The sequence below is a fragment of the Gilliamella sp. Pas-s95 genome (assembly GCF_009795795.1).
GTDB lineage: Bacteria > Pseudomonadota > Gammaproteobacteria > Enterobacterales > Orbaceae > Gilliamella > Gilliamella bombicola.
Genome location: NZ_WTFC01000003.1, coordinates 1 through 23,720, shown reverse-complemented (window position 1 = coordinate 23,720; position 23,720 = coordinate 1). Strand labels below are relative to the sequence as shown.

The 23,720-nt window shown below is 36.0% G+C and carries 25 protein-coding genes and 1 pseudogene; 14 read left to right on the top strand and 12 right to left on the bottom strand.

The genetic code is table 11. The features are described from left to right. Positions 1 to 208 precede the first annotated feature (208 nt). From GQ598_RS01325 to GQ598_RS01300, 6 genes are all read left to right on the top strand, one after another. Positions 209 to 736, top strand: coding sequence for a DUF4225 domain-containing protein (locus GQ598_RS01325; protein ID WP_160402011.1), 528 nt, complete (start codon positions 209 to 211; stop codon positions 734 to 736). Positions 737 to 971: 235 nt separating this feature from the next. Next, on the top strand, positions 972 to 1,301 hold the full coding sequence (locus tag GQ598_RS01320) for a hypothetical protein (RefSeq protein ID WP_160402010.1): 330 nt from the start codon (positions 972 to 974) through the stop codon (positions 1,299 to 1,301). Positions 1,302 to 1,485: 184 nt separating this feature from the next. Continuing rightward, positions 1,486 to 1,686, top strand: coding sequence for a hypothetical protein (locus GQ598_RS01315; RefSeq protein WP_160402009.1), 201 nt, complete (start codon positions 1,486 to 1,488; stop codon positions 1,684 to 1,686). Positions 1,687 to 2,168: 482 nt separating this feature from the next. Continuing rightward, the gene (locus GQ598_RS01310) at positions 2,169 to 2,444 is read left to right on the top strand and encodes a hypothetical protein (RefSeq protein WP_160402008.1); all 276 of its coding nucleotides are present in this window, start codon (positions 2,169 to 2,171) and stop codon (positions 2,442 to 2,444) included. A 572-nt stretch (positions 2,445 to 3,016) separates the two neighbouring features. Next, complete coding sequence (locus GQ598_RS11295) at positions 3,017 to 3,193, top strand: IS3 family transposase (protein WP_370516511.1); 177 nt, start codon at positions 3,017 to 3,019, stop codon at positions 3,191 to 3,193. Positions 3,194 to 3,268: 75 nt separating this feature from the next. After that, on the top strand, positions 3,269 to 3,952 hold the full coding sequence (locus GQ598_RS01300; protein ID WP_160402006.1) for a GntR family transcriptional regulator: 684 nt from the start codon (positions 3,269 to 3,271) through the stop codon (positions 3,950 to 3,952). An 82-nt stretch (positions 3,953 to 4,034) separates the two neighbouring features. On the opposite strand, the gene GQ598_RS01295 is transcribed toward GQ598_RS01300, so the two are convergent. Then, entirely contained in the window at positions 4,035 to 4,631 is a 597-nt protein-coding gene (locus tag GQ598_RS01295; RefSeq protein WP_160402005.1) for a CHAP domain-containing protein, read from the bottom strand. Between the two features lie 282 nt (positions 4,632 to 4,913). Between GQ598_RS01295 and GQ598_RS01290 the strand changes: the two genes are divergently transcribed. The 5 genes from GQ598_RS01290 (at position 4,914) to GQ598_RS01270 (ending at position 8,525) form a co-directional block, all read left to right on the top strand. Next, positions 4,914 to 5,093, top strand: a complete 180-nt coding sequence (locus GQ598_RS01290) for an acylphosphatase (RefSeq protein WP_160402004.1) — start codon at positions 4,914 to 4,916, stop codon at positions 5,091 to 5,093. Positions 5,094 to 5,273: 180 nt separating this feature from the next. Further along, positions 5,274 to 5,837, top strand: coding sequence for an LPS export ABC transporter periplasmic protein LptC (gene lptC / locus GQ598_RS01285; protein WP_091349112.1), 564 nt, complete (start codon positions 5,274 to 5,276; stop codon positions 5,835 to 5,837). Between the two features lie 3 nt (positions 5,838 to 5,840). Further along, positions 5,841 to 6,383, top strand: a complete 543-nt coding sequence (lptA, locus tag GQ598_RS01280; RefSeq protein WP_160402003.1) for a lipopolysaccharide transport periplasmic protein LptA — start codon at positions 5,841 to 5,843, stop codon at positions 6,381 to 6,383. 1 nt (position 6,384) lies between these two features. After that, positions 6,385 to 7,110, top strand: coding sequence for an LPS export ABC transporter ATP-binding protein (gene lptB, locus GQ598_RS01275; RefSeq protein WP_091349119.1), 726 nt, complete (start codon positions 6,385 to 6,387; stop codon positions 7,108 to 7,110). Further along, positions 7,110 to 8,525, top strand: a complete 1,416-nt coding sequence (locus GQ598_RS01270; protein WP_160402058.1) for an RNA polymerase factor sigma-54 — start codon at positions 7,110 to 7,112, stop codon at positions 8,523 to 8,525. Before lptB ends, GQ598_RS01270 begins: the two co-directional genes overlap by 1 nt. Positions 8,526 to 8,555: 30 nt before the next feature. On the opposite strand, the gene GQ598_RS01265 is transcribed toward GQ598_RS01270, so the two are convergent. The 5 genes from GQ598_RS01265 to leuA all read right to left on the bottom strand — a co-directional run bounded on the left by GQ598_RS01265 (position 8,556) and on the right by leuA (position 14,163). Beyond that, positions 8,556 to 9,320, bottom strand: coding sequence for a class I SAM-dependent methyltransferase (locus GQ598_RS01265; RefSeq protein WP_160402002.1), 765 nt, complete (start codon positions 9,318 to 9,320; stop codon positions 8,556 to 8,558). Positions 9,321 to 9,366: 46 nt separating this feature from the next. Continuing rightward, positions 9,367 to 9,969, bottom strand: a complete 603-nt coding sequence (gene leuD, locus GQ598_RS01260; RefSeq protein WP_160402001.1) for a 3-isopropylmalate dehydratase small subunit — start codon at positions 9,967 to 9,969, stop codon at positions 9,367 to 9,369. Positions 9,970 to 9,980: 11 nt separating this feature from the next. Further along, positions 9,981 to 11,381 carry a 3-isopropylmalate dehydratase large subunit gene (gene leuC / locus GQ598_RS01255; protein ID WP_160402000.1) on the bottom strand — a complete coding sequence of 467 codons (1,401 nt, stop codon included), beginning with the start codon at positions 11,379 to 11,381 and terminating at the stop codon, positions 9,981 to 9,983. Positions 11,382 to 11,467: 86 nt separating this feature from the next. Continuing rightward, positions 11,468 to 12,547, bottom strand: a complete 1,080-nt coding sequence (gene leuB, locus GQ598_RS01250) for a 3-isopropylmalate dehydrogenase (RefSeq protein ID WP_091349129.1) — start codon at positions 12,545 to 12,547, stop codon at positions 11,468 to 11,470. 68 nt (positions 12,548 to 12,615) lie between these two features. Then, a complete protein-coding gene (leuA, locus tag GQ598_RS01245; RefSeq protein WP_091349132.1) occupies positions 12,616 to 14,163 on the bottom strand; it encodes a 2-isopropylmalate synthase in 1,548 nt (515 codons plus the stop codon). A 436-nt stretch (positions 14,164 to 14,599) separates the two neighbouring features. On the opposite strand from leuA, the gene nfsB reads away from it, so the two are divergent. Together nfsB and ettA are read left to right on the top strand one after the other, a co-directional pair. Next, entirely contained in the window at positions 14,600 to 15,244 is a 645-nt protein-coding gene (gene nfsB, locus GQ598_RS01240) for an oxygen-insensitive NAD(P)H nitroreductase (protein ID WP_160401999.1), read from the top strand. A 459-nt stretch (positions 15,245 to 15,703) separates the two neighbouring features. After that, positions 15,704 to 17,371 (top strand): energy-dependent translational throttle protein EttA, encoded by a 1,668-nt coding sequence (gene ettA / locus GQ598_RS01235; RefSeq protein ID WP_160401998.1) that lies wholly within the window; start codon positions 15,704 to 15,706, stop codon positions 17,369 to 17,371. 93 nt (positions 17,372 to 17,464) lie between these two features. On the opposite strand, the gene GQ598_RS01230 is transcribed toward ettA, so the two are convergent. From GQ598_RS01230 to GQ598_RS01220, 3 genes are read right to left on the bottom strand one after another with little or no spacing between them, the layout of a single operon-like run. Further along, entirely contained in the window at positions 17,465 to 19,093 is a 1,629-nt protein-coding gene (locus GQ598_RS01230; RefSeq protein ID WP_160401997.1) for a DUF2813 domain-containing protein, read from the bottom strand. A gap of 16 nt (positions 19,094 to 19,109) precedes the next feature. Then, positions 19,110 to 19,913 (bottom strand): lipopolysaccharide core heptose(I) kinase RfaP, encoded by an 804-nt coding sequence (gene rfaP / locus GQ598_RS01225; protein WP_160401996.1) that lies wholly within the window; start codon positions 19,911 to 19,913, stop codon positions 19,110 to 19,112. Then, positions 19,906 to 21,030, bottom strand: a complete 1,125-nt coding sequence (locus tag GQ598_RS01220; RefSeq protein ID WP_160401995.1) for a glycosyltransferase family 4 protein — start codon at positions 21,028 to 21,030, stop codon at positions 19,906 to 19,908. Before GQ598_RS01220 ends, rfaP begins: the two co-directional genes overlap by 8 nt. Positions 21,031 to 21,246: 216 nt before the next feature. Between GQ598_RS01220 and GQ598_RS01215 the strand changes: the two genes are divergently transcribed. After that, entirely contained in the window at positions 21,247 to 22,173 is a 927-nt protein-coding gene (locus GQ598_RS01215; protein WP_160401994.1) for a TIGR01212 family radical SAM protein, read from the top strand. 222 nt (positions 22,174 to 22,395) lie between these two features. On the opposite strand, the pseudogene GQ598_RS11290 reads toward GQ598_RS01215, so the two are convergent. From GQ598_RS11290 to GQ598_RS01200, 3 genes and pseudogenes are all read right to left on the bottom strand, one after another. Next, positions 22,396 to 22,557 (bottom strand): annotated as a pseudogene (locus tag GQ598_RS11290) (hypothetical protein); the annotation flags it as partial. Positions 22,558 to 22,569: 12 nt separating this feature from the next. After that, the gene (locus tag GQ598_RS01205) at positions 22,570 to 22,740 is read right to left on the bottom strand and encodes a hypothetical protein (RefSeq protein WP_160401993.1); all 171 of its coding nucleotides are present in this window, start codon (positions 22,738 to 22,740) and stop codon (positions 22,570 to 22,572) included. 122 nt (positions 22,741 to 22,862) lie between these two features. Further along, positions 22,863 to 23,306 carry a hypothetical protein gene (locus GQ598_RS01200; protein WP_160401992.1) on the bottom strand — a complete coding sequence of 148 codons (444 nt, stop codon included), beginning with the start codon at positions 23,304 to 23,306 and terminating at the stop codon, positions 22,863 to 22,865. Between the last annotated feature and the right edge of the window lie 414 nt (positions 23,307 to 23,720).

Sequence of the window (23,720 nt, the reverse complement as noted above, 5' to 3'; positions counted from 1 at the left end):
CGCGCAAAATGATATTCACACACAAATTAATTCATTAGTAGCATCAAATTAAGATAAAACAAAGATTCTCCTTGACGCTCAAAATTTACTTGATTGTGCGCATGAAGTTTGTGAAAAACACCTTTACCATAATTATATAAAACAAGATTTTATTGATGATATTAATAATTTTGCCACGCACATTGTAAATCAAGTCGAAAGCGGAGCGATGAGTTATGAACAAGGCTCAGAAGCGATAAAATCTGAAGAAAAGAGTTTATTGGATCAAAGCATTCACTGGGCTAGTAGGGGACTAAGTGTTTTAGGTGGTGCAGGCTTGATGGTGACGGGGATTGCAATGTGCACAACTGGTATGGGTTGTATACTTGGCTCATATGTAGCAGCGCATGGAGTTAATAGTATTCAAGAAGGGATAACCGATGAGGATGGTTTTTTAAAATCAGTGTATCAAGATGCGGCGGTAGGATTAGGAATGTCTAAAGAGGCAGGTTCTTTGGCTTATGATTTAGTTGATATCGGTATATCCGTACATGGTAAACTTAAATTAGTTCCTAAAATTGATAATAGTTTTGCAATTAATCAATTTAATCGCGCTAATTCAGCAAAATTCAAATTATTTCATTATGGTAGAGAGGATTTGACACGAGTATATAGACAGATGAATAAATGGTTGTTAAGTTATGAACTATTTAGTGATGGTATTATGAAATTTATCAAGAGGCTGAAAATATATTAGTTAAAGATAATGAAAGTAGTGAGACAAATCTATATATTTCAAACCCAGAAAAGATTGATAATATAGAGAAAATTGTAGATAGTTGTACAATAGTAATACGTATTACAGGTAGTGAATCTGATGTAGATGACCAACCTAATTACTCGTTGTGTACGCGCTTGGATGGTACTACATATCGGCAATATTTTGATGGCCATATTGAAGAAGGTTCTATTGAATAACAGGAATAACACAGATGATTATATTGATTTACATTGCGTATTACTTTTTCTCTATTTTGCCTATTATTATTACTTATCGCTTTAGAAAATATACAATAAGTGATTATCAATATAATAAAAAGTTGAAATGGCAAAGGTGCATTATGTTGGTTTTTAATTATGTTGCTGCAGCTGTTCAAATTATAATTGCATGTGAACTCGAACGTATCGTTCGTTCTAATCAAGATTATGGTCCTCTTTTATTATCAGCATGTATATTTTTAATTATTTATAATTTTTTTACAATATCCTGGTTAGAAAGCCCAAAAGAGTATTTAAAAAAGAAAAAGAAAAAATGGAAATAATAATGAATTTAGTGAAGTTAGCTTTCCACCATTAACAACTAGAGAAATAACACAGATGATTATATTGATATACATTGCGTATTACTTTTTTTCAATTATGCCTATTATGATTTCTTATCGTTTTAGAAAATATACAATAAGTGATTATCAATATAATAAAAAGTTGAAATGGCAAAGGTGCATTATGTTGGTTTTTAATTATGTTGCTGCAGCTGTTCAAATTATAATTGGATATGAACTTAAACGTATCGCTCGTTCTAATGAAGATTATGGTCCTCTTGCATTATCAGCATATATATTTTTAATTATTTATAACTTTTTTTCAATATCCTGGTTAGAAAGCCCAAAAGAGTATTTAAAAAAGAAAAAGAAAAAATGGAAATAATAATGAATTTAGTGAAGTTAGCTTTCCACCATTAACAACTAGAGAAATAACATAGATGATTATATTGATATACATTGCGTATTACTTTTTCTCTATTTTGCCTATTATTATTACCTATCGCTTTAGAAAATATACAATAAGTGATTATCAATATAATAAAAAGTTGAAATGGCAAAGGCGCATCATGTTGTTTTTAAATTATATCGTTGCTTTTTTCGAGGCGTTTATTGCCGGACATAGAAAAACAATCCATAACTATAGTTCTGACTATGAGCTTTTACTTTTCTCATCAGGAATATTTATTTGTATTTACATTTTTAGCATAGGGTGGTTAGAAAGCCCAAAAGAGTATTTAAAAAAGAAAAAATGGAAATAATAATGAATTTAGTGAAGTTAGCTTTCCACCATTAACAACTAGAGAAATAACACAGATGATTATATTGATTTACATTGCGTATTACTTTTTTTCAATTATGCCTATTATGATTTCTTATCGTTTTAGAAAATATACAATAAGTGATTATCAATATAATAAAAAGTTGAAATGGCAAAGGCGCATCATGTTGGTTTTCAATTATGTTGCTGCAGCTGTTCAAATTATAATTGCATGTGAACTCAAACGTATCGTTCGTTCTAATCAAGATTATGGCCCTCTTTTATTATCAGCATGTATATTTCTAATTATTTATCCTTTTCCAATATCCTGGTTAGAAAGCCCAAAAGAGTATTTAAAAAAGAAAAAGAAAAAATGGAAATAATAATGAATTTAGTGAAGTTAGCTTTCCACTATTAACAACTGTCGCATTACCTTTCAAACAAATTGTAGAAATTCCTCGCGTTGTTTACAGTAATTTGAGAAACGACTGTAATGAATATACATAAAAAACAAAATTAACGCCTTATCACAGACAAGAAATATGGCGCTTATATCATAAAGAAAAAATAACGGTCACCAATTTGGCTAAACGCTATAACAAAACCTATCCGGGTGAAATGCTACACGTTGATACTAAAGGGTTATCTTTACTTAAAAATGAAACAAAACAGCAAACTAGAGAATATTTACCCATTAATATCTATTTTATTTTTATTGTTTTTATACATAAACGTAGTGCAATCCTGAAACTTTTTAACAAAAATTCTACTGTCTTTGTTTGTTAGATAAATGTTTGTTTAGATAAACTGCGTGATAACCAGCGTATCAATCAAAAATCTACAAAAATCACCTGCAACGACAATTTGATGTAGGTGATAAAGAACAAATTGTTGTTGCGGATTTAACCTAATGACAAAGGGTAGCGGAAGCGACATTTAAAACAATTAAGACGAAATTTGTAAAAAAAGCCAACGTTTTAACTCAATGGCTGAGTTAAAACTCGCTTTTTCGGCTTATTCCTATTGGTATAATCATAAACGATTACATTCTTCGTTAGGCTATTTGCCTCCTGTTAAATTTAAAAAACACTTATCCCTTAATTTTTTGTTTGAAAATGTGTTGCCATTCTAATCAAAAAAACTTTTCTTATACCTAAAAATATCCTACTATTCTTCCTTATTTTGTTCCTTACCATAAGAATGATATATGTTTAAATCTGCTGTCTTAAATATTTCAGAACCCGTTAATCAACAAATTTACCGTAAATTAAGAAAAGCGATTATTACTTGTCAAGTATTGCCTGGTGTTTTACTGTCAGAAAAAGAGATTTCTAGTCAATTTAGTGTTTCAAGGCAACCGGTTAGAGAAGCGTTCATTAAATTAGCTGAAGCGGGACTTGTGAAAATTCTTCCTCAACGAGGAACATTTGTCACAAAAATATCGATTAAAAAAGTGATGGATGGGCAATTTATTCGCGATGCAGTTGAATGTGCAATTATAAAACAAGCTGCGATAAAAATTAAAGATTCTGATATTTTACTATTACAAAAAAATCTTAATGAACAAAAAGAAGCGAATAAACAAAAGAATATTCATTATTTTCTTGAAAAAGATGATGAATTTCATCAAATTTTAATGAATGTGATAGACTGCCAAATGGCTTGGGAAAGTGTCGAGAACATTAAAGCAATGATGGATAGAGTCAGATTTCTTTCATTAGAACAGATTTCTCCGCCAGAGGATCTTGTTAAACAACACGAAAAAATTCTGATAGCTTTAAAAAATCATGATCCTGAGCTTGCTGCTATAGCTCAACATGAACATTTATCGGCTATTTTAGAGACAATAAAAATAGTGTCTAAGCAGAAAAATGAATGGTTTGTTGATTAATATTTATTAAAGCTATGGATTGTTCTTTTTGTTGTAAATAAATATGTCATTTATTTTTTTATAACTTGATTTATTCGAACGATTATTTATTTTTACGCAAATAACCTAAAGCGCCAGCAATCTCTATTGTCCATATTCCATTTTTAAAAATTAAAGGAAACGTTGCTCGACTGCTTGCATTAGGTCCTGGGTTTTGTTGCACTATTTCGATTTCGGTATCAGTTACTTTACTGATAATAGCTACATGTCCATAGCTAGACCAATTAAGGACAACAATATCATCCACCTGCGGTTTAGTAGGTGAGCCATTGTGGAATTGTAATAAATTGCGTTGTCGATTAATTTTGCCATCAGCAACTAATGGATCAAAGAAATCTTTTGCATGCCCATAGCTATTAGGCATTTTGTGATTAAAGCGTTGATAATAATAGCGTTTAATAAATTCAACACATTGATATTTCAAACCTAAGTTATAGCCGTCTTTAGCAATATTTCTTCCACTTACATTATTGATGCTACCGTTATAATAGACTTTCACACCATTAAATTCGTCAACGACTTTACCAATTTGGGGGTTATTAATTTCAACATTGGCAAAAGCACACGAATAAAGTATATAGTAGCTTAATATTGATAATAGCAAAAATAAGAACAGACTTTTTTTATAGTTTAATAGCATTTTTTATTTCCATTGTTTTTATAATCTATTATTAATTCTAATTGTTATTTTATTAAAAAAACAAAATAAAAAAAATCTAAATAATAACAACTTAATAGTAATATTATTACGTTATTTTATATTAAACGTACTAGTGTAGTAATTATGAGTACAATAACATCTATTTTTGTATAAGTTAGTGACTTATGATCATGAATGATTATTTTCTGCTGACAATTTGTATAATCCTATTCATCATTACGATAACTATGTTTGAGTTAATAATAGCGGAGGGATTGTAGGATGATTAAGAAAGTTAAAATAAATGTGAAAGGACGAGTGCAAGGTGTTGGATTTCGTTTTTTTACATATCAGCAAGCGCAACAGCTTGGTTTGGTTGGATATGTCCGGAACTTAGATAACGGCGAGGTTGAAATTATTGCTCAAGGTAATAGTTTACAAATAGCAAAATTAACACAATGAATTGAAAATGGCGGACCTGCTTCGTCACGTATTTCGCATGTAAAAATTTATGAATTATTGCCACAAAACGATTTAACTTCTTTTAATGTTCGATATTAATTTAACGAAAAATAAAGTAAAATATATAAAATTTTGAACATTCGAAATAATAATTTCTTATTAACGTGATTAACGTATGTTATGAATAAAAAAAATCTGATCTGCCTTTTACTTCTTATTGCTGTTATCGGTGTTTATTACAATTATCAAAAAGGAGATGGGGTTGCAAGCCAATCTACCCAAGATATATCAGATAAACCGATTTATCAAAGTGATGAGATGTTGACAGATATTTACGACTTATCAGGTGAACTTGTGTATAAAATTGAGTCGAGTCATGTTCGGCATTATGATGATTCAGATAATACTGAATTTGATTTGCCTAATTTTACCATTTATGATCAACAGAATGTAGCTACATGGCATATTAAAGCAAAGAAAGCGACGTTAACGAGTAATAAATTTTTGTACCTTTATCATGATGTACAGTTAGATAATTTGACACAAGAAGCTCAATTAAAACAAGTAAAAACAGATAATGCAGTAGTAGATTTAACTTCACAGTTAGTTACATCAAAAGATCCAGTCATCATTAATGGGGTGGGGTTTTATTCAACCGGTATTGGTTTAGCAGGGGATTTGCGTGCCAAAACGGCTAACATACTTGAAAATGTAAAAACATATTATAACACTGAGGCAAAATAAAACATGAGTTCGCTAAAACAAGTTGTTTGTTCATTCATTTTATTGCTACCTATCTCTTTAAGTAGTTTTGCAAATGAACCGATTACGCAATCAGAAAATCCTAAGATATTTGCCGATAATAAACCCATTGCAATTGATGCTGATAATCAACAAATTGATATTGAAAATAATACTATTACGTTTATTGGCAATGTGGTCATTGTTCAAGAAGGATTAACCATAAAAGCGGATAAAGTGGTTATCACTGAAATGCAAGATACAGAAAAACAAAAAATTACAGCTTATGGTAATCCAGTGAATTACAAACAAATTTTGCCAAAGAACAATAAGGTTGTCACAGGACACTCTTCACAAGTGATTTACAATGTCAAACAAAATAATATTGTTTTACAAGGTAATGCAGAATTATTTCAGCAAGATAATCATATTATTAGTGATCAGATTACTTACGACGTCAAAAAACAGCAAATATTTGCACAGCCGGGTAAAAATGGGCGAGTAAAAAGCACTATCATCCCAAACCAAGTTAAAGAGATGAGCAAATAAAATGTCAATTTTAAAAGCGGAAAATCTAGCTAAAGTATACAAAAAACGACGTGTTGTTGAAGATGTCAGTTTAACGGTTAATTCAGGCGAAATCGTTGGATTATTGGGGCCTAATGGTGCAGGTAAAACCACCACTTTTTATATGGTGGTTGGTATTGTGACCTTAAATGCGGGTAAAATTTACCTTGATGATCATGATATTAGCATTTTACCTTTACACGAGCGAGCACAAAAAGGCATCGGCTACTTACCGCAAGAGGCTTCTATTTTCAGAAAATTGTCTGTAATTGATAACATTATGGCAATTTTAGAAACGCGCAAAGATATTGATAAGAATGAAAAAATTGACCGTGCCGAAGAATTACTTGAAGAGTTCCATATTACGCATATTCGTGACAGTATAGGGCAATCTTTATCGGGTGGTGAAAGACGACGAGTTGAAATTGCTCGCGCATTAGCGGCTAATCCTAAATTTATTTTGCTTGATGAGCCTTTTGCTGGTGTCGATCCGATTTCGGTCATTGATATCAAAGGTATCATTAAACATCTACGTGATCGGGGCTTAGGTGTATTAATAACAGATCATAATGTGCGTGAAACGTTAGATGTTTGTGAGCGTGCTTATATTGTTAATAAAGGTCATTTAATTGCTGAAGGTTCGCCTAATGATATTTTAAGTAACGAATATGTAAAACGCGTTTACTTAGGAAACGAGTTCAGGCTATGATAAAACCTAGTTTACAACTGAAAGTATCTCAACAATTATCTATGACGCCACAATTACAATTGGCGATTCGATTACTACAGTTGTCAACTTTAGAGCTCCAACAAGAGATTCAAACTGCTTTAGAAAATAATCCATTGCTTGAGGTTGCTGATCAATATGACGAAATTAACGTTGACCAAAGCGATGAAATTGAACATATTGATACGCGTGAAGCTTTAGATAGCCGAGAGATCCCCGACGATATCCCATTAGATGCATCGTTAGATGATATCTATACCGCAGGAACCCCATCAGGAACGAATTCAGATTACCGTCATGATGAGTTACCTATTTACCAAGGTGAAACTCACGAGACACTACATGATTATTTAGAATGGCAGCTTGAACTCACTCCATTTAGTGATACTGATAGGGCAATAGCCATTTCGATTATTGAAGCTATTGATGATCGGGGCTACTTAACGGTTACCACAGAAGAAATACTCGAAGGGCTGGGTAATGATGAAATTGAACTGGCCGAAGTTGAAACTGTATTAAAACGCATTTTAAATTTTGATCCAATTGGTGTTGGGGCAAGAACCTTGCAAGAGTGTTTGTCTATTCAAGTTCAACATTTAACGCCACCGTTATTTGTTAATCAATTAATTGATCAATACATCGATTTATTGGCTAGTCATGATTATAGAACACTAAAAAAAATATTAGGTGCTAGCGATGAGCAGTTAAAAGAAGCCGTCAATTTTATTCAACATCTGCAGCCATACCCAGGTGATTCAGTCAATACTATACCGCCAGATTATGTGATCCCTGATGTTTTAGTAAAAAAATTGAATGGAAACTGGATTGTTGATTTGAATAATGACAATATGCCACGCTTACGTATTAATCAGCAATATGCCGCAATGGAAAAGATAGCAAATGAAAGTGATAGCCAGTATATTCGATCACATTTGCAAAATGCGAATTGGTTTATTAAAAGTATTGAAAATCGTAATGAAACATTACTTAAAGTAAGTCAATTTATTGTTGAGCATCAGCAAGCATTTTTTGAACACGGCACTGAATACATGAAACCAATGATTTTGTCTGATGTTGCAATGGCAATAGATATGCACGAATCAACGATTTCACGTGTGACAACACAGAAATATTTACAATGTCCTACAGGAATATTTGAGTTAAAATTCTTTTTTTCTAGCCATGTAAACACAGAATCAGGTGGCGAAGCCTCGTCGACGGCTATTCGTGCTTTAATTAAAAAATATATATTAGCAGAAGATAGCAAAAAACCGTTAAGTGATAGTAAATTGGCCGCAATGCTTGAAGAGCAAGGTATAATTATTGCCCGTCGAACCGTAGCGAAGTACCGTGAAGCCTTATCAATTCCACCATCAAGTCAACGAAAACAGCTTTAAAGATAAAGCTGTTTATAAAAACTGATTATTTTAAATGACTTTTTCAGCTTCAATAATCATCATATCTGTAGTAAAAGAACCATCTGCTTGAAGATCAAAATAATTTTTTGTATCGTCAGCTGCCGTTTCTTGGTAAATTCGTATTGCCTCAATTAACTGTTCAGGGGTACGCATTCGTTTAACCCATGTATCAAAAGAGAGCGTTAAACGGTGGCGGGCTATATTGTTAATGACGAAACCTGCTTCAGTTAAAAAGGTTAACCACTCACCGGGGGTATAGTCGCGAACGTGTGATGTGTCACGCAAGGCTTCAACAGTTTGTAGCCAAATATCTAATACAGGATGACCAGGTGAAACAACATCCATAATAATTAATTTACCACCAGATTTAGTTATGCGATGGAGCTGTCGAATACTTTTGCCCACATCATGCCAGTGATGTGCTGAATAACGACTGACAACAATATCAAATTGATTATCAGCAAAAGGTGGATATTCAGCATAACCTTGCTTAACGGTTATATTTTGTAAACCGCGCTCTTTCGCTGTTTGCGCTACAACCGATAACATTTCATTTGAAAGATCATAGGCTGTAACATGTTTAACATATTTTGCTGCAATAAAACTGACATGACCTGCGCCACATCCCATATCAAGTAGACTTGCTTCGGAATGCGGTATAAGTAGGTTAGCTAAATATTCAAGATCAGGACCTTGGGCATGTACTTTACTGGTTAAATAAGCATTGGCTTGTTCGCCAAACTGCTGTTTAACATTGTCATGATGTGTTGCCATTGTTAATTCTCATTATTGGGCACAAATAAGCGCCCAAAAGTTAAAGTTAAGCTAAAAATGAAGGGATTTTCTGTTCAAAGTCGCTAATTGCTTCTTCATGTTGTAAGGTTAAGCCAATATTATCTAACCCATTTAACAAGCAATGACGTTTAAAAGCATCGATTTTAAATGTATATTGCTTGTCGCCAGCAATAACAACTTCATTGACTAAATCAATGGTAAACTCAATGCCTTCATTGGCTTCAACAATTTTAAATAGCTCATCGACATCTTCTTCGGATAAATTAACCAATAATAACTGATTGTTAAATGAGTTATTATAAAAGATATCGGCAAAGCTTGAACCAATAATAGTCTTAAAGCCATAATCAGCTAATGCCCAAGGGGCATGTTCACGAGAAGAACCGCATCCAAAATTTTCACGTGCTAATAAAATGCTGGCACCTTTATAGCGGTGTTTATTCAAGACAAATTCAGGATTAGGCTGCTCGCCAGCATCATCTAAAAAGCGCCATTCATGAAAGGCATGTTTACCAAATCCAGTACGTGTTACTTTCTGTAAAAACTGTTTTGGAATGATTGCATCTGTATCAACATTAGCCGCATCCAAAGGAACAACTAATCCGGTATGTTTTGTAAATTTAGCCATGACAAGTCTCCTTAAAACGGTTTGCGAATATCAGTAAAATGACCAGTAATAGCCGCTGCAGCTGCCATAGCAGGGCTGACTAAATGGGTTCTGGCATCCCGCCCTTGGCGGCCTTCAAAATTACGATTACTGGTTGATGCGCAGCGATCCCCAGGTGCTAATTTATCGTCATTCATTGCAAGGCACATTGAACAGCCCGGTAACCGCCATTCAAAACCAGCGTCGATAAAAATTTTATCTAACCCTTCGGCTTCGGCTTGTTCTTTGACAGGACCTGAGCCTGGCACGACTAATGCTTGTACACCTTCTGCCACTTTACGACCTTTAGCCATTTGCGCCGCTGCGCGTAAATCTTCAATTCGCGAATTTGTACATGAGCCAATAAACACTTTATTGATCTTAATATCTGTCATTTTGATGCCAGCGGTTAATCCCATATAAGTTAATGCGCGTTCGGCAGAATGTTTCTCGATAGGATCTGTAAAATCATCGGGATTGGGTACTGTTGCATCAATCGAAGTAACTTGCCCCGGATTTGTTCCCCAAGTGACTTGAGGTGCAATATCTTTACCTTCAAGTGTGACCACGGTATCAAACTGCGCACCGTCATCGGTTTTTAGGGTTTTCCAATAGGCAACAGCTTTTTCAAAATCTTCCCCCTTTGGAGAAAATTGACGACCTTTTAAGTACTCAAAAGTCACTTCATCTGGCGCAATAATACCAGCTTTAGCCCCCATCTCGATTGCCATATTGCATAATGTCATACGTCCTTCCATTGATAATGACTTAATGGCATCACCACAAAATTCAACCACATGCCCAGTACCACCAGCACTAGTGGTTTTACCAATAATCGCTAATATAATATCTTTGGCAGTGATTCCTTTAGCTACTTGACCTTTGACCTCGATTTTCATGGTTTTAGCTCGACCTTGTTTTAAGGTTTGAGTAGCTAGTACATGCTCAACTTCAGAGGTGCCAATCCCAAATGCGAGTGCGCCAAATGCGCCATGTGTTGCGGTATGTGAATCACCACACACAATAGTCATACCGGGTAAAGTCATACCTTGTTCAGGACCGACCACATGGACAATACCACGTAATGGGCTTTGTAAATCATATAACGAAACACCAAACTCCTTGGCGTTTTTTGCCAGTTCAGTTAATTGAATGCGAGCCATTTCGCTGCAAGCATTTAAATCATTACTTTTGGTTGAAGTATTATGATCCATGGTCGCAAAAGTTTTATGAGGCTGACGCACCTTACGATTCATTGCACGCAAACCATCAAATGCTTGTGGAGAGGTAACTTCATGCACTAAATGACGATCAATATATAAAATAGGTGTTTCGTTTGGTGCTTCATAAACGACATGTGCATCATATAATTTTTGATACAGTGTTTTTGACATTGCATATTCCTTATTATTTTTACAACAAGTACTAATGACTTGGTTTATCGCATTATTTTATTTACGGTTGTAATCAAACCATGCGGTTAAATCAACTTACAAATAATATCACCCATTTCATCAGTCGATACAGGCTGTTCTTTTTGGGCTAGATCAATAGTACGATAGCCTTGCTCTAATGCTTTATTTACGGCTGTTTCAATAGCTGAGGCAATATCATCTCTTTTTAAGCTATAACGTACTAGCAATGCTAAAGATAGAATTTGTGCTGCTGGATTGGCAATGTTTTTACCAGCAATATCTGGCGCACTACCGCCTGCAGGTTCGTATAATCCAAAACCTTGTTCGTTAAGGCTGGCAGAAGGTAACATACCCATAGAGCCCGTTATCATCGCGCATTCATCAGACAAGATATCACCAAATAAATTTGAACATAAAATTACGTCAAACTGTGAAGGATCTTTAACTAATTGCATAGTAGCATTATCGATATACATATGTTCAAGAGCAACATCTGGATAGTTTTTAGCAACTTCACTCACCACTTCACGCCATAAAATTGAGGTTTGTAATACATTAGCTTTATCAATTGATGTCACTTTCTTACGGCGTAAACGTGCGGCTTCAAAGCCCATTTTTGCGATGCGTTCGATTTCAAAACGGTGATACACCTCAGTATCAAAAGCCTTTTCTTGCGCACCACTTCCTTCTCGTCCTTTTGGTAGACCAAAATAGATACCGCCAGTTAATTCGCGCATACATAAAATATCAAAACCACGCTCAGCAATATCGGCACGTAATGGGCAAAGATCTTCTAATCCTTGATATAAGCGGGCAGGGCGCATATTAGCAAACAGTTTGAAATGTTTGCGTAGTGGCAATAACGCACCGCGTTCAGGTTGTTGGTCGGGTGGTAAGTTAGTCCATTTTGGTCCGCCCACTGAACCAAATAAAATGGCATCCGCTTTTTCACAACCCTCAAGGGTTTCATTAGGTAATGGACAACCGTGAATATCAATTGCTGCACCACCGACATCATATTCGCTAGTAGTAATAGAAAGTTGATATTTTTGGCGGATAACATCCAATACTTTATAGGCTTGTTTCATCACTTCAGGGCCAATGCCATCGCCGGGCAGTACTGCAATATGGTAGTTTTGTGACATTTTTTATTCCTTTATAATCTCATTTAATCTTCTTATTTTGCTGTTAAACGAGCAAAACAAATAATTTTTTAATCTTGGTGTAATTTTTGTTTTTCTTGGGCAACTTGATTTGCTCTATACACATTATTTAATACATTAATTAAAGCTAACGCCGATGAGTGAACAATATCGGTTGCAAGCCCAACACCATGGAACTTACGCCCCTTATATTCGGCAACAATATCCACTTGCCCTAACGCGTTTTCACCTTGTCCTTTAGAAGCTAATTGGTATTTGACAATCGAAATCGGTTCGCCAGTAATCCGATTTATGGCTTGGTAAACCGCATCGACCGGACCATTACCTGTTGCTGCATCGGAATACTTTTTATCGCCAATTAATAAACTGACTGAAGCAGTTGAAACCACTGTTGAACCTGACTGAACATTAAAATAATCCAAAACATAATGTTCTTTTTCGTCTTTCAATTGGTTGATGAAGATTAATGCTTCTAAATCATAATCAAACACTTGACCTTTTTTATCAGCTAGTTCTAAAAACGCCTCATAGACTTGATCTAAGTTATAATCTTTATCGTGATACCCTAGCTCTTCTAAACGATGTTTTACCGCGGCGCGTCCAGAGCGAGAGGTTAAATTTAATTGAATTTGATTTAAGCCGATTGATTCTGGGGTCATAATCTCGTAAGTTTCACGATTTTTTAAAACCCCATCTTGATGAATTCCTGACGAGTGAGCAAAAGCATTACTACCAATAATTGCTTTATTGCCCGGAATTGGCATGTTAGTAATTTGGCTGACAATTTGGCTGGTACGATAAATCTCTTGATGATTGATATTGGTATGAACATTTAAAATATTTTGGCGAACTTTGATTGCCATAATCACTTCTTCAAGAGCGGTATTACCTGCACGTTCGCCTAAACCATTCATCGCCCCTTCAATTTGCCGAGCGCCTTCTTGAACCGCGCTAATCGAGTTAGCCACCGACATGCCCAAGTCATCATGGCAATGCACAGAGATAACCGCTTGATCAATGTTCGGGACACGTTCAAATAAGGTATGAATAATGCCACCAAATTGATAAGGGACAGTATAACCGACAGTATCCGGAATATTGATCGTTCTTGCCCCGGCTTTAATTGCTGCTTCAACGATCCGACATAAGTTATCAATTGGGGTACGACCTGCATCTTCACAAGAAAACTCCACATCATTAGTATAATTACGTGCACGTTTGATACAGTGCACAGCCCGTTCAATGACATCATCAAATGTCATTTTTAATTTATCTTTAACATGTAAGGTTGATGTTGCCATAAAAGTATGAATTCGAAATTGATCGGCAACTTTTAATGCCTCGGCTGCAACATCAATATCTTTATCAACACAACGAGATAAGGCACAAACACGGCTATCTTTAATGGTTTTAGCAATCGTTTGTACCGATTCAAAATCACCGGGTGATGATACAGGAAAGCCAACTTCCATCACATCGACTCGCATTCGCTCAAGTGCAAGCGCTATTTGTAACTTTTCTTTAACACTTAAACTTGCTTGCAATGCCTGTTCGCCATCACGTAACGTTGTATCAAAAATAATAACTTGATCACTCATTGTTTTTCCTTTTTATATATTTTAGCGCTATCACGGTATTTCAAGTTAAGAAAACAAAAAACCCGCACTTTAGCGCGGGTTCTTGTAATTTGTTGAGTCTTTATTTAACTACTTCTTTTACTCCACACACAAGCTATCCGCGCAAGTTGATGCGAGGAGGAGGCTGAGGTCGAGTGATAAATAGTTAACAAACATAAAAATCTCTATTTTGATTGTAATTAATACAGACTAAAACTGATGATATTTTTACCAAATGATATTAGTGGTGTCAATGATTATTTGCAGCCAATCTTAATATATTCTATTTTTATTAAAACAACGTACTCAATACTAATAAGTATTGCTTCACTATTTGACAAATCTATTAAAATAATAAGTTGAGACATAATGAAACCGAATTATAATAATGAAAAGAATAACTCACGAGGGTCTAACAATGAACATAGTTGATATTTCTCAAAAACGCTATACCACCAAACATTATGATCCAACCAAAAAAATTCCTGCTGACAAAATTGAACAATTATTAACTGTTTTAAGAAACAGCCCATCATCAGTTAACTCACAACCATGGCATTTTTATGTTATTGATAATGATGCGTCAAAAAATAAAATTTTACCCGCTATACTTGAATTTAATCAACCAAGAGTGACTGGCGCTTCGCACACCATTGTCTTTTGTATTAAAACACCATTAGACGAAGCCCATTTAGTCAACTTGCTTAATCAAGAAGAGAAAGACGGTCGATACCCTTCAGCCGATCTTAAACAAGCACAAGATCAAGGTCGTCGGCACTTTGTAAAGCTTAATAGCACAACCATTGAATCGCAACAATGTTGGGAAAGTAAACAAGCTTACCTCGCATTAGGGCAACTGCTTTTTGCAGCAGCGGCAATAGGTATTGATTCAACGGCTATTGAAGGATATGACGCCCAAAAAATGGACGAGATTTTAGAGCTCAAAAGCAAAGGGCTTAAAAGTGTTATTGTAGCCACATTAGGCTATCGAGCCGAAAATGACGGCAACGCTCATCGACCAAAATCACGCTTATCGAAAGAGCAACTTTTTACGTTTTTATAAACAAAAATAACGTTTCCAAATTATCCCACCTAGTAAAAGGTGGGATACCTTAAAATGGCTTTACATCATTTTTGATAATAATTTTGATATTGCTTGAGTTTATCTTCTAGTACTTGTTGTTGTTCTGGAGTAAAGTCTTCGTTAAAACAGAGATAACAAGCATATTTTTGAATATAGAACAAATAGCCTTTGTTGAATTTTTCAATTTTATAAAATTGAAAATATCTAAAGAACCAAGATATGCATAGTAAATCTAATTTAAGGTATTGTTGATTATATATGCACATGGGGTGAATTTGAACGGTTTTATATAAATCTACCGTTAACACCATTTAACCAAATTACTCACATTATTACAAATAACCCTAGACCCAATCTCCAGAATCGCTACAATATACGCCATTAGTCATATAGCAAATGCCTTTTGCTATTTTTAACCCAATAAACGGATGATGTTTTATGGCGCAATATGTTTATACCATGAATCGCGTTGGGAAGATTGTTCCTCCTAAACGCTATATTTTAAAAGATATCTCTTTAAGCTTCTTTCCGGGTGCCAAAATTGGTGTACTCGGTTTAAATGGGGCGGGTAAATCCACCTTACTGCGAATTATGGCAGGGGTCGATACCGAAATTGAAGGTGAGGCACGTCCACAGCCAGGCATTAAAATTGGTTATTTACCACAAGAACCGAAATTAGATCCTAAACAAACCGTACGCGAAGCCGTTGAACAAGCGGTTGGTGATGCTAAAAAGGCGTTAGCACGATTAGACGAAGTGTACGCTGCTTATGCTGATCCTGATGCTGATTTTGACAAATTAGCCAAAGAACAAGCGGAACTAGAAGCCATAATTCAAGCGCAAGATGCGCATAATTTAGATAACCAATTAGAACGAGCTGCTGATGCACTGCGTTTACCTGATTGGGATGCGAAAATTGAAAACTTATCAGGTGGTGAACGCCGCCGTGTAGCTATTTGTCAGTTATTGTTGGAAAAACCTGATATGTTACTCATTGACGAACCAACCAACCACTTAGATGCCGAATCGGTTGCATGGTTAGAACGATTTTTACATGATTACGAAGGTACCGTTGTTGCGGTAACCCACGATCGCTACTTTTTAGATAACGTAGCTGGTTGGATTTTAGAACTTGACCGTGGTGAAGGCATTCCTTGGGAAGGGAACTACTCATCTTGGCTTGAACAAAAAGATCAGCGTTTAGCGCAAGAAGCTTCGACCGAATCAGCACGTCGTAAATCGATCGAAAAAGAACTTGAGTGGGTACGGCAAAATCCAAAAGGGCGCCAAGCAAAAAGCAAAGCCCGTTTAGCCCGTTTTGAAGAACTAAACAGCAACGATTATCAAAAACGTAACGAAACTAACGAACTATTTATTCCACCTGGGCAACGTTTGGGTGATAAAGTGATTGAGGTCAATAACCTAACTAAATCGTATGGCGATCGTGTGTTGATTGATAACCTCTCTTTTAGCATTCCCAAAGGGGCAATTGTTGGCATTATTGGTCCAAATGGGGCAGGTAAATCCACGCTATTTAGAATGCTATCGGGCAAAGAGCAACCCGATTCAGGTACCATTACTTTAGGTGAAACTGTGCAGTTAGCTTCGGTTGATCAGTTCCGCGATAACATGGATGATAAAAAAACCGTTTGGGATGAGATCTCAAATGGTCAAGATATTATGCGTATTGGTAATTTTGAAATTCCAAGCCGTGCTTATGTTGGTCGTTTTAACTTTAAAGGTGTTGATCAGCAAAAACGTGTAGGTGAACTTTCAGGTGGTGAACGTGGACGCGTGCATTTAGCCAAATTATTGCAAGTAGGCGGTAATGTTCTGTTACTTGACGAACCGACCAATGACTTAGATGTCGAAACGCTACGTGCGCTGGAAAATGCATTATTAGAGTTTCCGGGCTGTGCCTTAGTGATTTCACATGACCGTTGGTTTTTAGATCGCATTGCCACCCATATTTTGGATTATCAAGATGAAGGCCATGTTGAATTTTTTGAAGGTAACTTTACCGAGTACGAAGAGTGGAAAAAACGCACACTAGGTGCTGAGGCATTAGAGCCAAAACGCGCTAAATATAAACGAATCACCAAATAGATTTAACCTACATTCCATTCCGCTGAAATGATGCCAGCGGAATGGTTTATCTTCTTGATATCAATCTTAAACTATTTTTTACACGGTAGTGACTTAAACTAGCGCCTTAGATACTTTAATAATTTTGGCAAAGGTATCAGTTAGTAAACGCGGTATAGCGTTTATACCACGTGATTTTGCATCATCACAAATGGCAATCGCAAGATCAGGTTTTGAACTTTTATGAATCGCTTTTTGAATAATTTGATGTACAGGCAGATCAATATGCTGTGTTGTATTATAAGCGGCAAGTTTATAAACATGACTAAAACCATGTTTAAATAAGAAGTTTTCAATATCTCGGGCTGGTAAAACGGTTAAGTAATCATCGGGATTTTTATCATCACCACATAGCGATTTTACGGTATCGGCATATTTCTTACCAGCCATATCTCCATCGGTTATCACATACCAATGAATGCCCATTTTATTAGCATATTTAATCAACGGTTTTAAACCACATTGCGCAAACTCAATTAACTGAACGCCTTCAGAACTTAAATGGTAACCGCTCTGTTCAGCCAATTCACGCAGTAGCCAAACTTCGGTTTCTCCTTCGACTAACAGCCAACAACGGGCAAACAGTGCACTAGCACGGCGGTAAAAAATATGGAACAAAATGCGCCGGCTATCATCAATCCCAAAAGATTGGGGCGTGATATATTTGGGTACAATTTTATCGGGTAGACGAATCAATCGGTACAGACACTCTAATGGAAATAACGAAACCAAATCACTTGAATTAGACGTAATGATTTTTTGTGTTGGCAGATGCTTCAACAATCGAAAGCCAACCGACAAAATAATCGGATGTAACTGACTTTCTGGCTCTTCTAAAATCAAAATAGGCACAGCGTATTGTGAAAGCGTATTATGGCCTTTGGCATTAATGATCGACCCCAAAATCCCTAATAGTGCGGTTCGCAAATAGTCGTTATCAAGATCATCTAACACATTATTAATTCGCTCAAGCGAATTCCAATCTTCACTACGTGGCGAGCCTTTTTGGGCGACATGCTTATAATGGTAACGGTGCTCTTGATCGGCAAAATAATACTCTAAAAGCGCTCTAGCAGCTTGCAAACCTCGGTGTAACTCATCTTGTGTCAATTGTGTCGAATACGCTTTTAATTGCTCACAAAGTTGCAAAGTATAGTATTCTGATAATGGCTGATTGGTAATGGGTAAATTCTGCAGACTAATCGAGCTTTTTAGTGCCATAACAGGGTTAAGCATAATTAAATGGGCAATTAATGCCTTGTTATCAGCAAAAGCGAAAGTTCTTTGTTGCAAATCTACCAAAGAGTGTTGGGTTATAATTTTATCGGCTTGTTTATTGGCGGTAATAAGGTAAGTTATTCGGCGCAGTTTATCTTGATCAACAGTATAAGCAACGGGCAATAGTTGTTGATAGATGGGATTGTTAAGTTCATTAAAATAGGACTCACAATAGGTTATTTTAATCACAATCTTATTGCTATAGACATCGTATTTATCGTGATAAAAATCAGAATCCACAAATTGATAAAACTGATTATCAAGTGACAGCAATTGCAAAGCACTAATCAAACTCGACCGACCCCAACGGTTTTCGCCCATTAGCACGCTAGCGTTTGGATTTAAGGTTAAAGATAGCGATTTGATACCTTTAAATCCTGAAATATCCATTTGCTCAATAAACATGGTACCTCCTTATGCTTTAAAGATGATACTTTTCTGTCCTTTTACGAATTCGTTCAACTTTTTGATGCGTACTAGCCATTAACTTAGCTTCATTACGCAAAATCGTTTTTAAAGGTTGATTAAAATACACTTTCAAAAATCGCAAAATATCGCGATTGGTTAGCCCAATATTCATGGCTGAAAAATAAAGCCCAATTAAATCCTTATCACGCCAACGCACAGGAACCGTTTTACGAACCTGAGCACGGTGTAAATCAATCACCGATAATTTTATTTGCTGATGATTTTCAAAAAGTGGAATATCAAGCAAAAAGTGACACAAATAACAATCACGATGATTAACCCCAGCGGCGTGCATTTGGGCGACCATTTTTGCCAAATAAATAACTAAACAACGCTTTATATGATAGCTAGGTGGGTTAGTTAACCATGGCTTGGTTAAATCTTCTAAACTCACAGTCGGGTTAAGATCTCTTGTCACAATAAACGAATGGCGAGTCAGTGGATTTAATCCCTTACGACCAAATGCACGCCCATCCATCGTATTAACGCCAACTTGCTCCAAACGCTCAATCGCATCCCACTCTTGCTTAGCATCTAAAACAGGTAAACGTAGCGAAATAAGATTCTTCACAATCTCTTTTATTGTTGAACCGCGGTGAATTTTAATAAAATAAGATTCGCCATCGAGCTCAAAATTCAACGTCTTACGTTGCTTAACCGCGCGATAAACTTTACCCGAGATTAACTCAACTTCCGCAAACGGATCTTTATCTTTCCACAAAGCATCAAAAGGGGATTTTAACTTCAACTCATTCATAATGATCACAACCTAAAATAATATCTGCGGCACGCTGAGCTAAATGATATAAATCAGCCGTCTGGCCATAGTGTACCGCATTGTTATGCCATGTTAATAATTGATCGTGATTGGTTATGGCATTTTGCACCGCGTGATTGAGATCTGCTTGTACAAAAGGCTCGGCAAGGATCACCCCAGCGTTGGCATCGTGTATATGATAAGCATACCCTGCAATGCCCGATACAATAACCGGCACACTAGCGGCCAATCCTTCAACCAAAACCATACCGGCAGCTTCTTGCCTTGCAGGGTGTAATAGCAAATTTGCTGCAAATAAAAAGTCAGGGATATCATTACGTCCTGCAAAAAAACGAACTTGATGCCCAATGCCCAGTTTTGCAGCTAGTTTTTGGTAAGCATCGGGTTTGTCTTGCCCTACCACTAAAAAAGTGACTTTTTGCTTTAATGCATCAGGTAATGCGGCAATGGCCGTTAACGAACGATCAACCCCTTTACGTTTAAAATCCGATCCAATTTGCACAACCACAAAATGATCTTCATCAATTTGATTGGCTTGCCTAAATTGCTTACCTTTAGCCAGCGACTCATGATTGTATTGGCGATCTTGCGCAATACCGGGTGGCAAAAGGTAAAATCGAGACGGATCAGTATGGTAATAGTGCTCAAAATCACTAATCTGCTGTTTAGTTAACACCATAATCTTGGTTTGGCTATGTTGATTAAATACCGCATCTTCAAAAGCCAAATAATGCTTACAGCGTTTAGACAATTTATAAAAAAAGCCCTTATGCGATACTTTTTCAGCAAAGCAGGTATCCCCTGCAAAATAGACATCCAAATCAGGCATTTTATTAAAGCCAATGACACAATCAACTGGATTTGCTTGCAAATGCGCCTTAACCCAATGGTAATAAGATAGATTACGGCTATGGTTCGACCAACCCTTTCTAGGCACTAAAATAATATCAAACCCAGCAGGTTTATCGCCTTGCCATGCCATTACATAAATCCGTACATGGTGACCACGAGCTTGACAAGCCTTAGCAATTTGCAAAAAATCGCGTTGCAAACCACCAAAAGGGAAATACTTATAAATACAAAACGCCAGTTGCATGCAGATTGCCTCAAGTTAGAAAGGGCTATTATATACTTGTTGATAAGCAAGGTGCAAAAATAGCGACAACGGTTACAATATGCACAAAAAGCGGTCAGGAAAGGTATTGATTTTATTTAAGTTTTTTTAATGAGCAAAAAGTGCAATCTAACAAATCTAGCTTGAAGTCAGCCCACTAACTCCGTAAAATACCCAAAACGCTTATTCTGGTCTATTATGCAACTTCATCTTGTGGTTAACACCTTTGGCTCTGATCTCCAACGTCGATACGGCGAAAAGATCTACAAACTCACCCTACACGGAGGGTTTAGCTGTCCTAATCGCGATGGCACTATCGGCTTGGGGGGATGCACTTTTTGTAATGTGGCATCGATTATTGATGAATCAATACAAGTTAAATCGATTGCTGATCAACTTGTATCGCAAGCTCATCAAATGAAAAAATCCAAACGCTATCTTGCATACTTTCAAGCCTACACCAGTACTTATGCTGAAGTTGCAATCCTAAAAAATATGTACGAACAGGCGTTAAATAGTGCCGATATTGTCGGACTTTGTGTGGGGACTCGCCCTGATTGCGTTCCGAATGAAGCGCTTGATTTACTGGCAGATTATCAATCTCAAGGTTTTGAAGTATGGTTAGAACTGGGCTTACAAACGGCTCACGATAAAACTTTGCACGACATAAATCGTGGACATACTTTTAACGATTATCATCAAACCGTACAAAAAGCTCGTAATCTTGGTATAAAAGTGTGCACGCACTTAATTATTGGCTTACCCAAAGAAACCAAACAAGATAATTTAATCACGCTTGAACGTGTATTAAATAGTGGCGTTGACGGCTTAAAGTTGCATCCATTACATATTGTTGATGGCAGTATTATGGCAAAAGCATGGCGAGCTGGTCGTATCAATATTTTATCATTGGATGAATATGTTGATATTGCAGGCGACATCATCAGACAAACCCCTGCAAACATCGTTTATCACCGCATATCCGCCAACGCCAGAAAGCCAACCTTGTTAGCGCCAGATTGGTGCGAAAACCACTGGCAATCAATGAACGCAGTCGATCACAATTTGCGCCAATTTGGTGTTCAAGGAAGTGCCATTGGGGATGAGTATTGTTTTAAGGAGTAGCAGGAATGTTTTTGTGGAAAAAAACAATGCAATTACATCCAAAAAGCGGTCAGAAAAGGTATTGATTTTATTGAAGTTTTTATTTTACTGTTTTTAAGCTAAATCAATCACTTACACAATCCAAGCAAGGCGCCGGCAACTAACAAATCAACAAAACCACGAATAGCGCCCCAATAACAGCAATTTAACCGCTCCAAACCTTTTTTTAACGACAATTTAAAATCAAAATATTAAAAAATGGTTTTCAAAGATGAAATTGTTGTTTATTACACCAAGTACAAACGTTACTCTACCGTCTATATTGCCAACTGATAGCCTTGGTATTGGTTGTGAGCCAGTGCTACTTAATTCAATGTCTTTTAACTTATATGGATACGGTAAATATTTTTTACCTTGTTATTTTATTGATAGTAAATTCTCAGCGGTAAATGACGTCCACCCGTCAGGCGAAATATTATAAGCATGAAATCTCAGCACTTCATCAAACCCCAATTTTGTGCCATTCACTTCTATTAGTTGTATAAGCTGGTTACCCTCAATGGCTTGTAAATCTTGTGTTATTGGCATAATTTTCTCCAGACATAAAAAAGCTCACATTTGCGAGCTTTAGGTTTAAATTTACTTATATTTTATCTTGACTAAATTTAAATAAGCCCTTTCGGGCTTTATTTTATTAGTGATGAGAATGCTTATTTTATTCGGGTACAAATCACTTCTGTTTTGGTTCTAAGATCAATAATATTATTATTATTGTTACTATTAATTTTATTTATTTCAGCCAAAATTGTGAAATTAAAGGTGTCGCTATTAACAATTTTTGTTGTTGTTTTTGTGTTAATCTTGGCGTTTTCTGTAACTTCACTTTTATTAGTGTCCATTTTATTTGGGTCAATCAAGATTTTTGTTCCATCCTCATTTATTTGATAAAGTTCATTATCTAACATTTTAAATGTCATTGTTTTTTCTGACGACGACACTGAATCATCAAAATCTTCATTAGCGTCACTGTTTTCCTTTTCATACTCATTACCGACACAATGCCAATTACCTAAAAGATACTCTTTTGTAATTTTATCTTCTCCACAGCCGAATAAAGCAAGACTAACTAAACTTACTATAAATATTCTTTTCATACTATCTCCTTAATTTTTGATAATAGTATGAAATTTGTTGGCCAAGTGCAATAAAAAAAACCGCCAGAAAGATGTTTAATTTAAATAAAATCAATTTTATAATTATAAAAACATAATATCTTCCAAAAAAGATGGTTATGTTGTTTGTCTTGTTCCGGCGTCAGAATGTGCCGACAACAGAGCGAGGTTAGCACGCCAAACAAGGATGTTTGGCGAGTTTGTGGTGCGCTTGGAGCGCGTCCACAAACGGTGCGTTAAGACCGAGCGGCGGCGTCGGGCAGCCGCAGGCCACATTCTGCAGCCAAGCGTGGGATTGCAAAGGGAATTCGTGAACTGCCCCCCAAAAGTTGGATTGTTTAAATCTACTTTTGGGAACAAAATTATGGCAAAAAAATATACATTCGATTTTAAAAA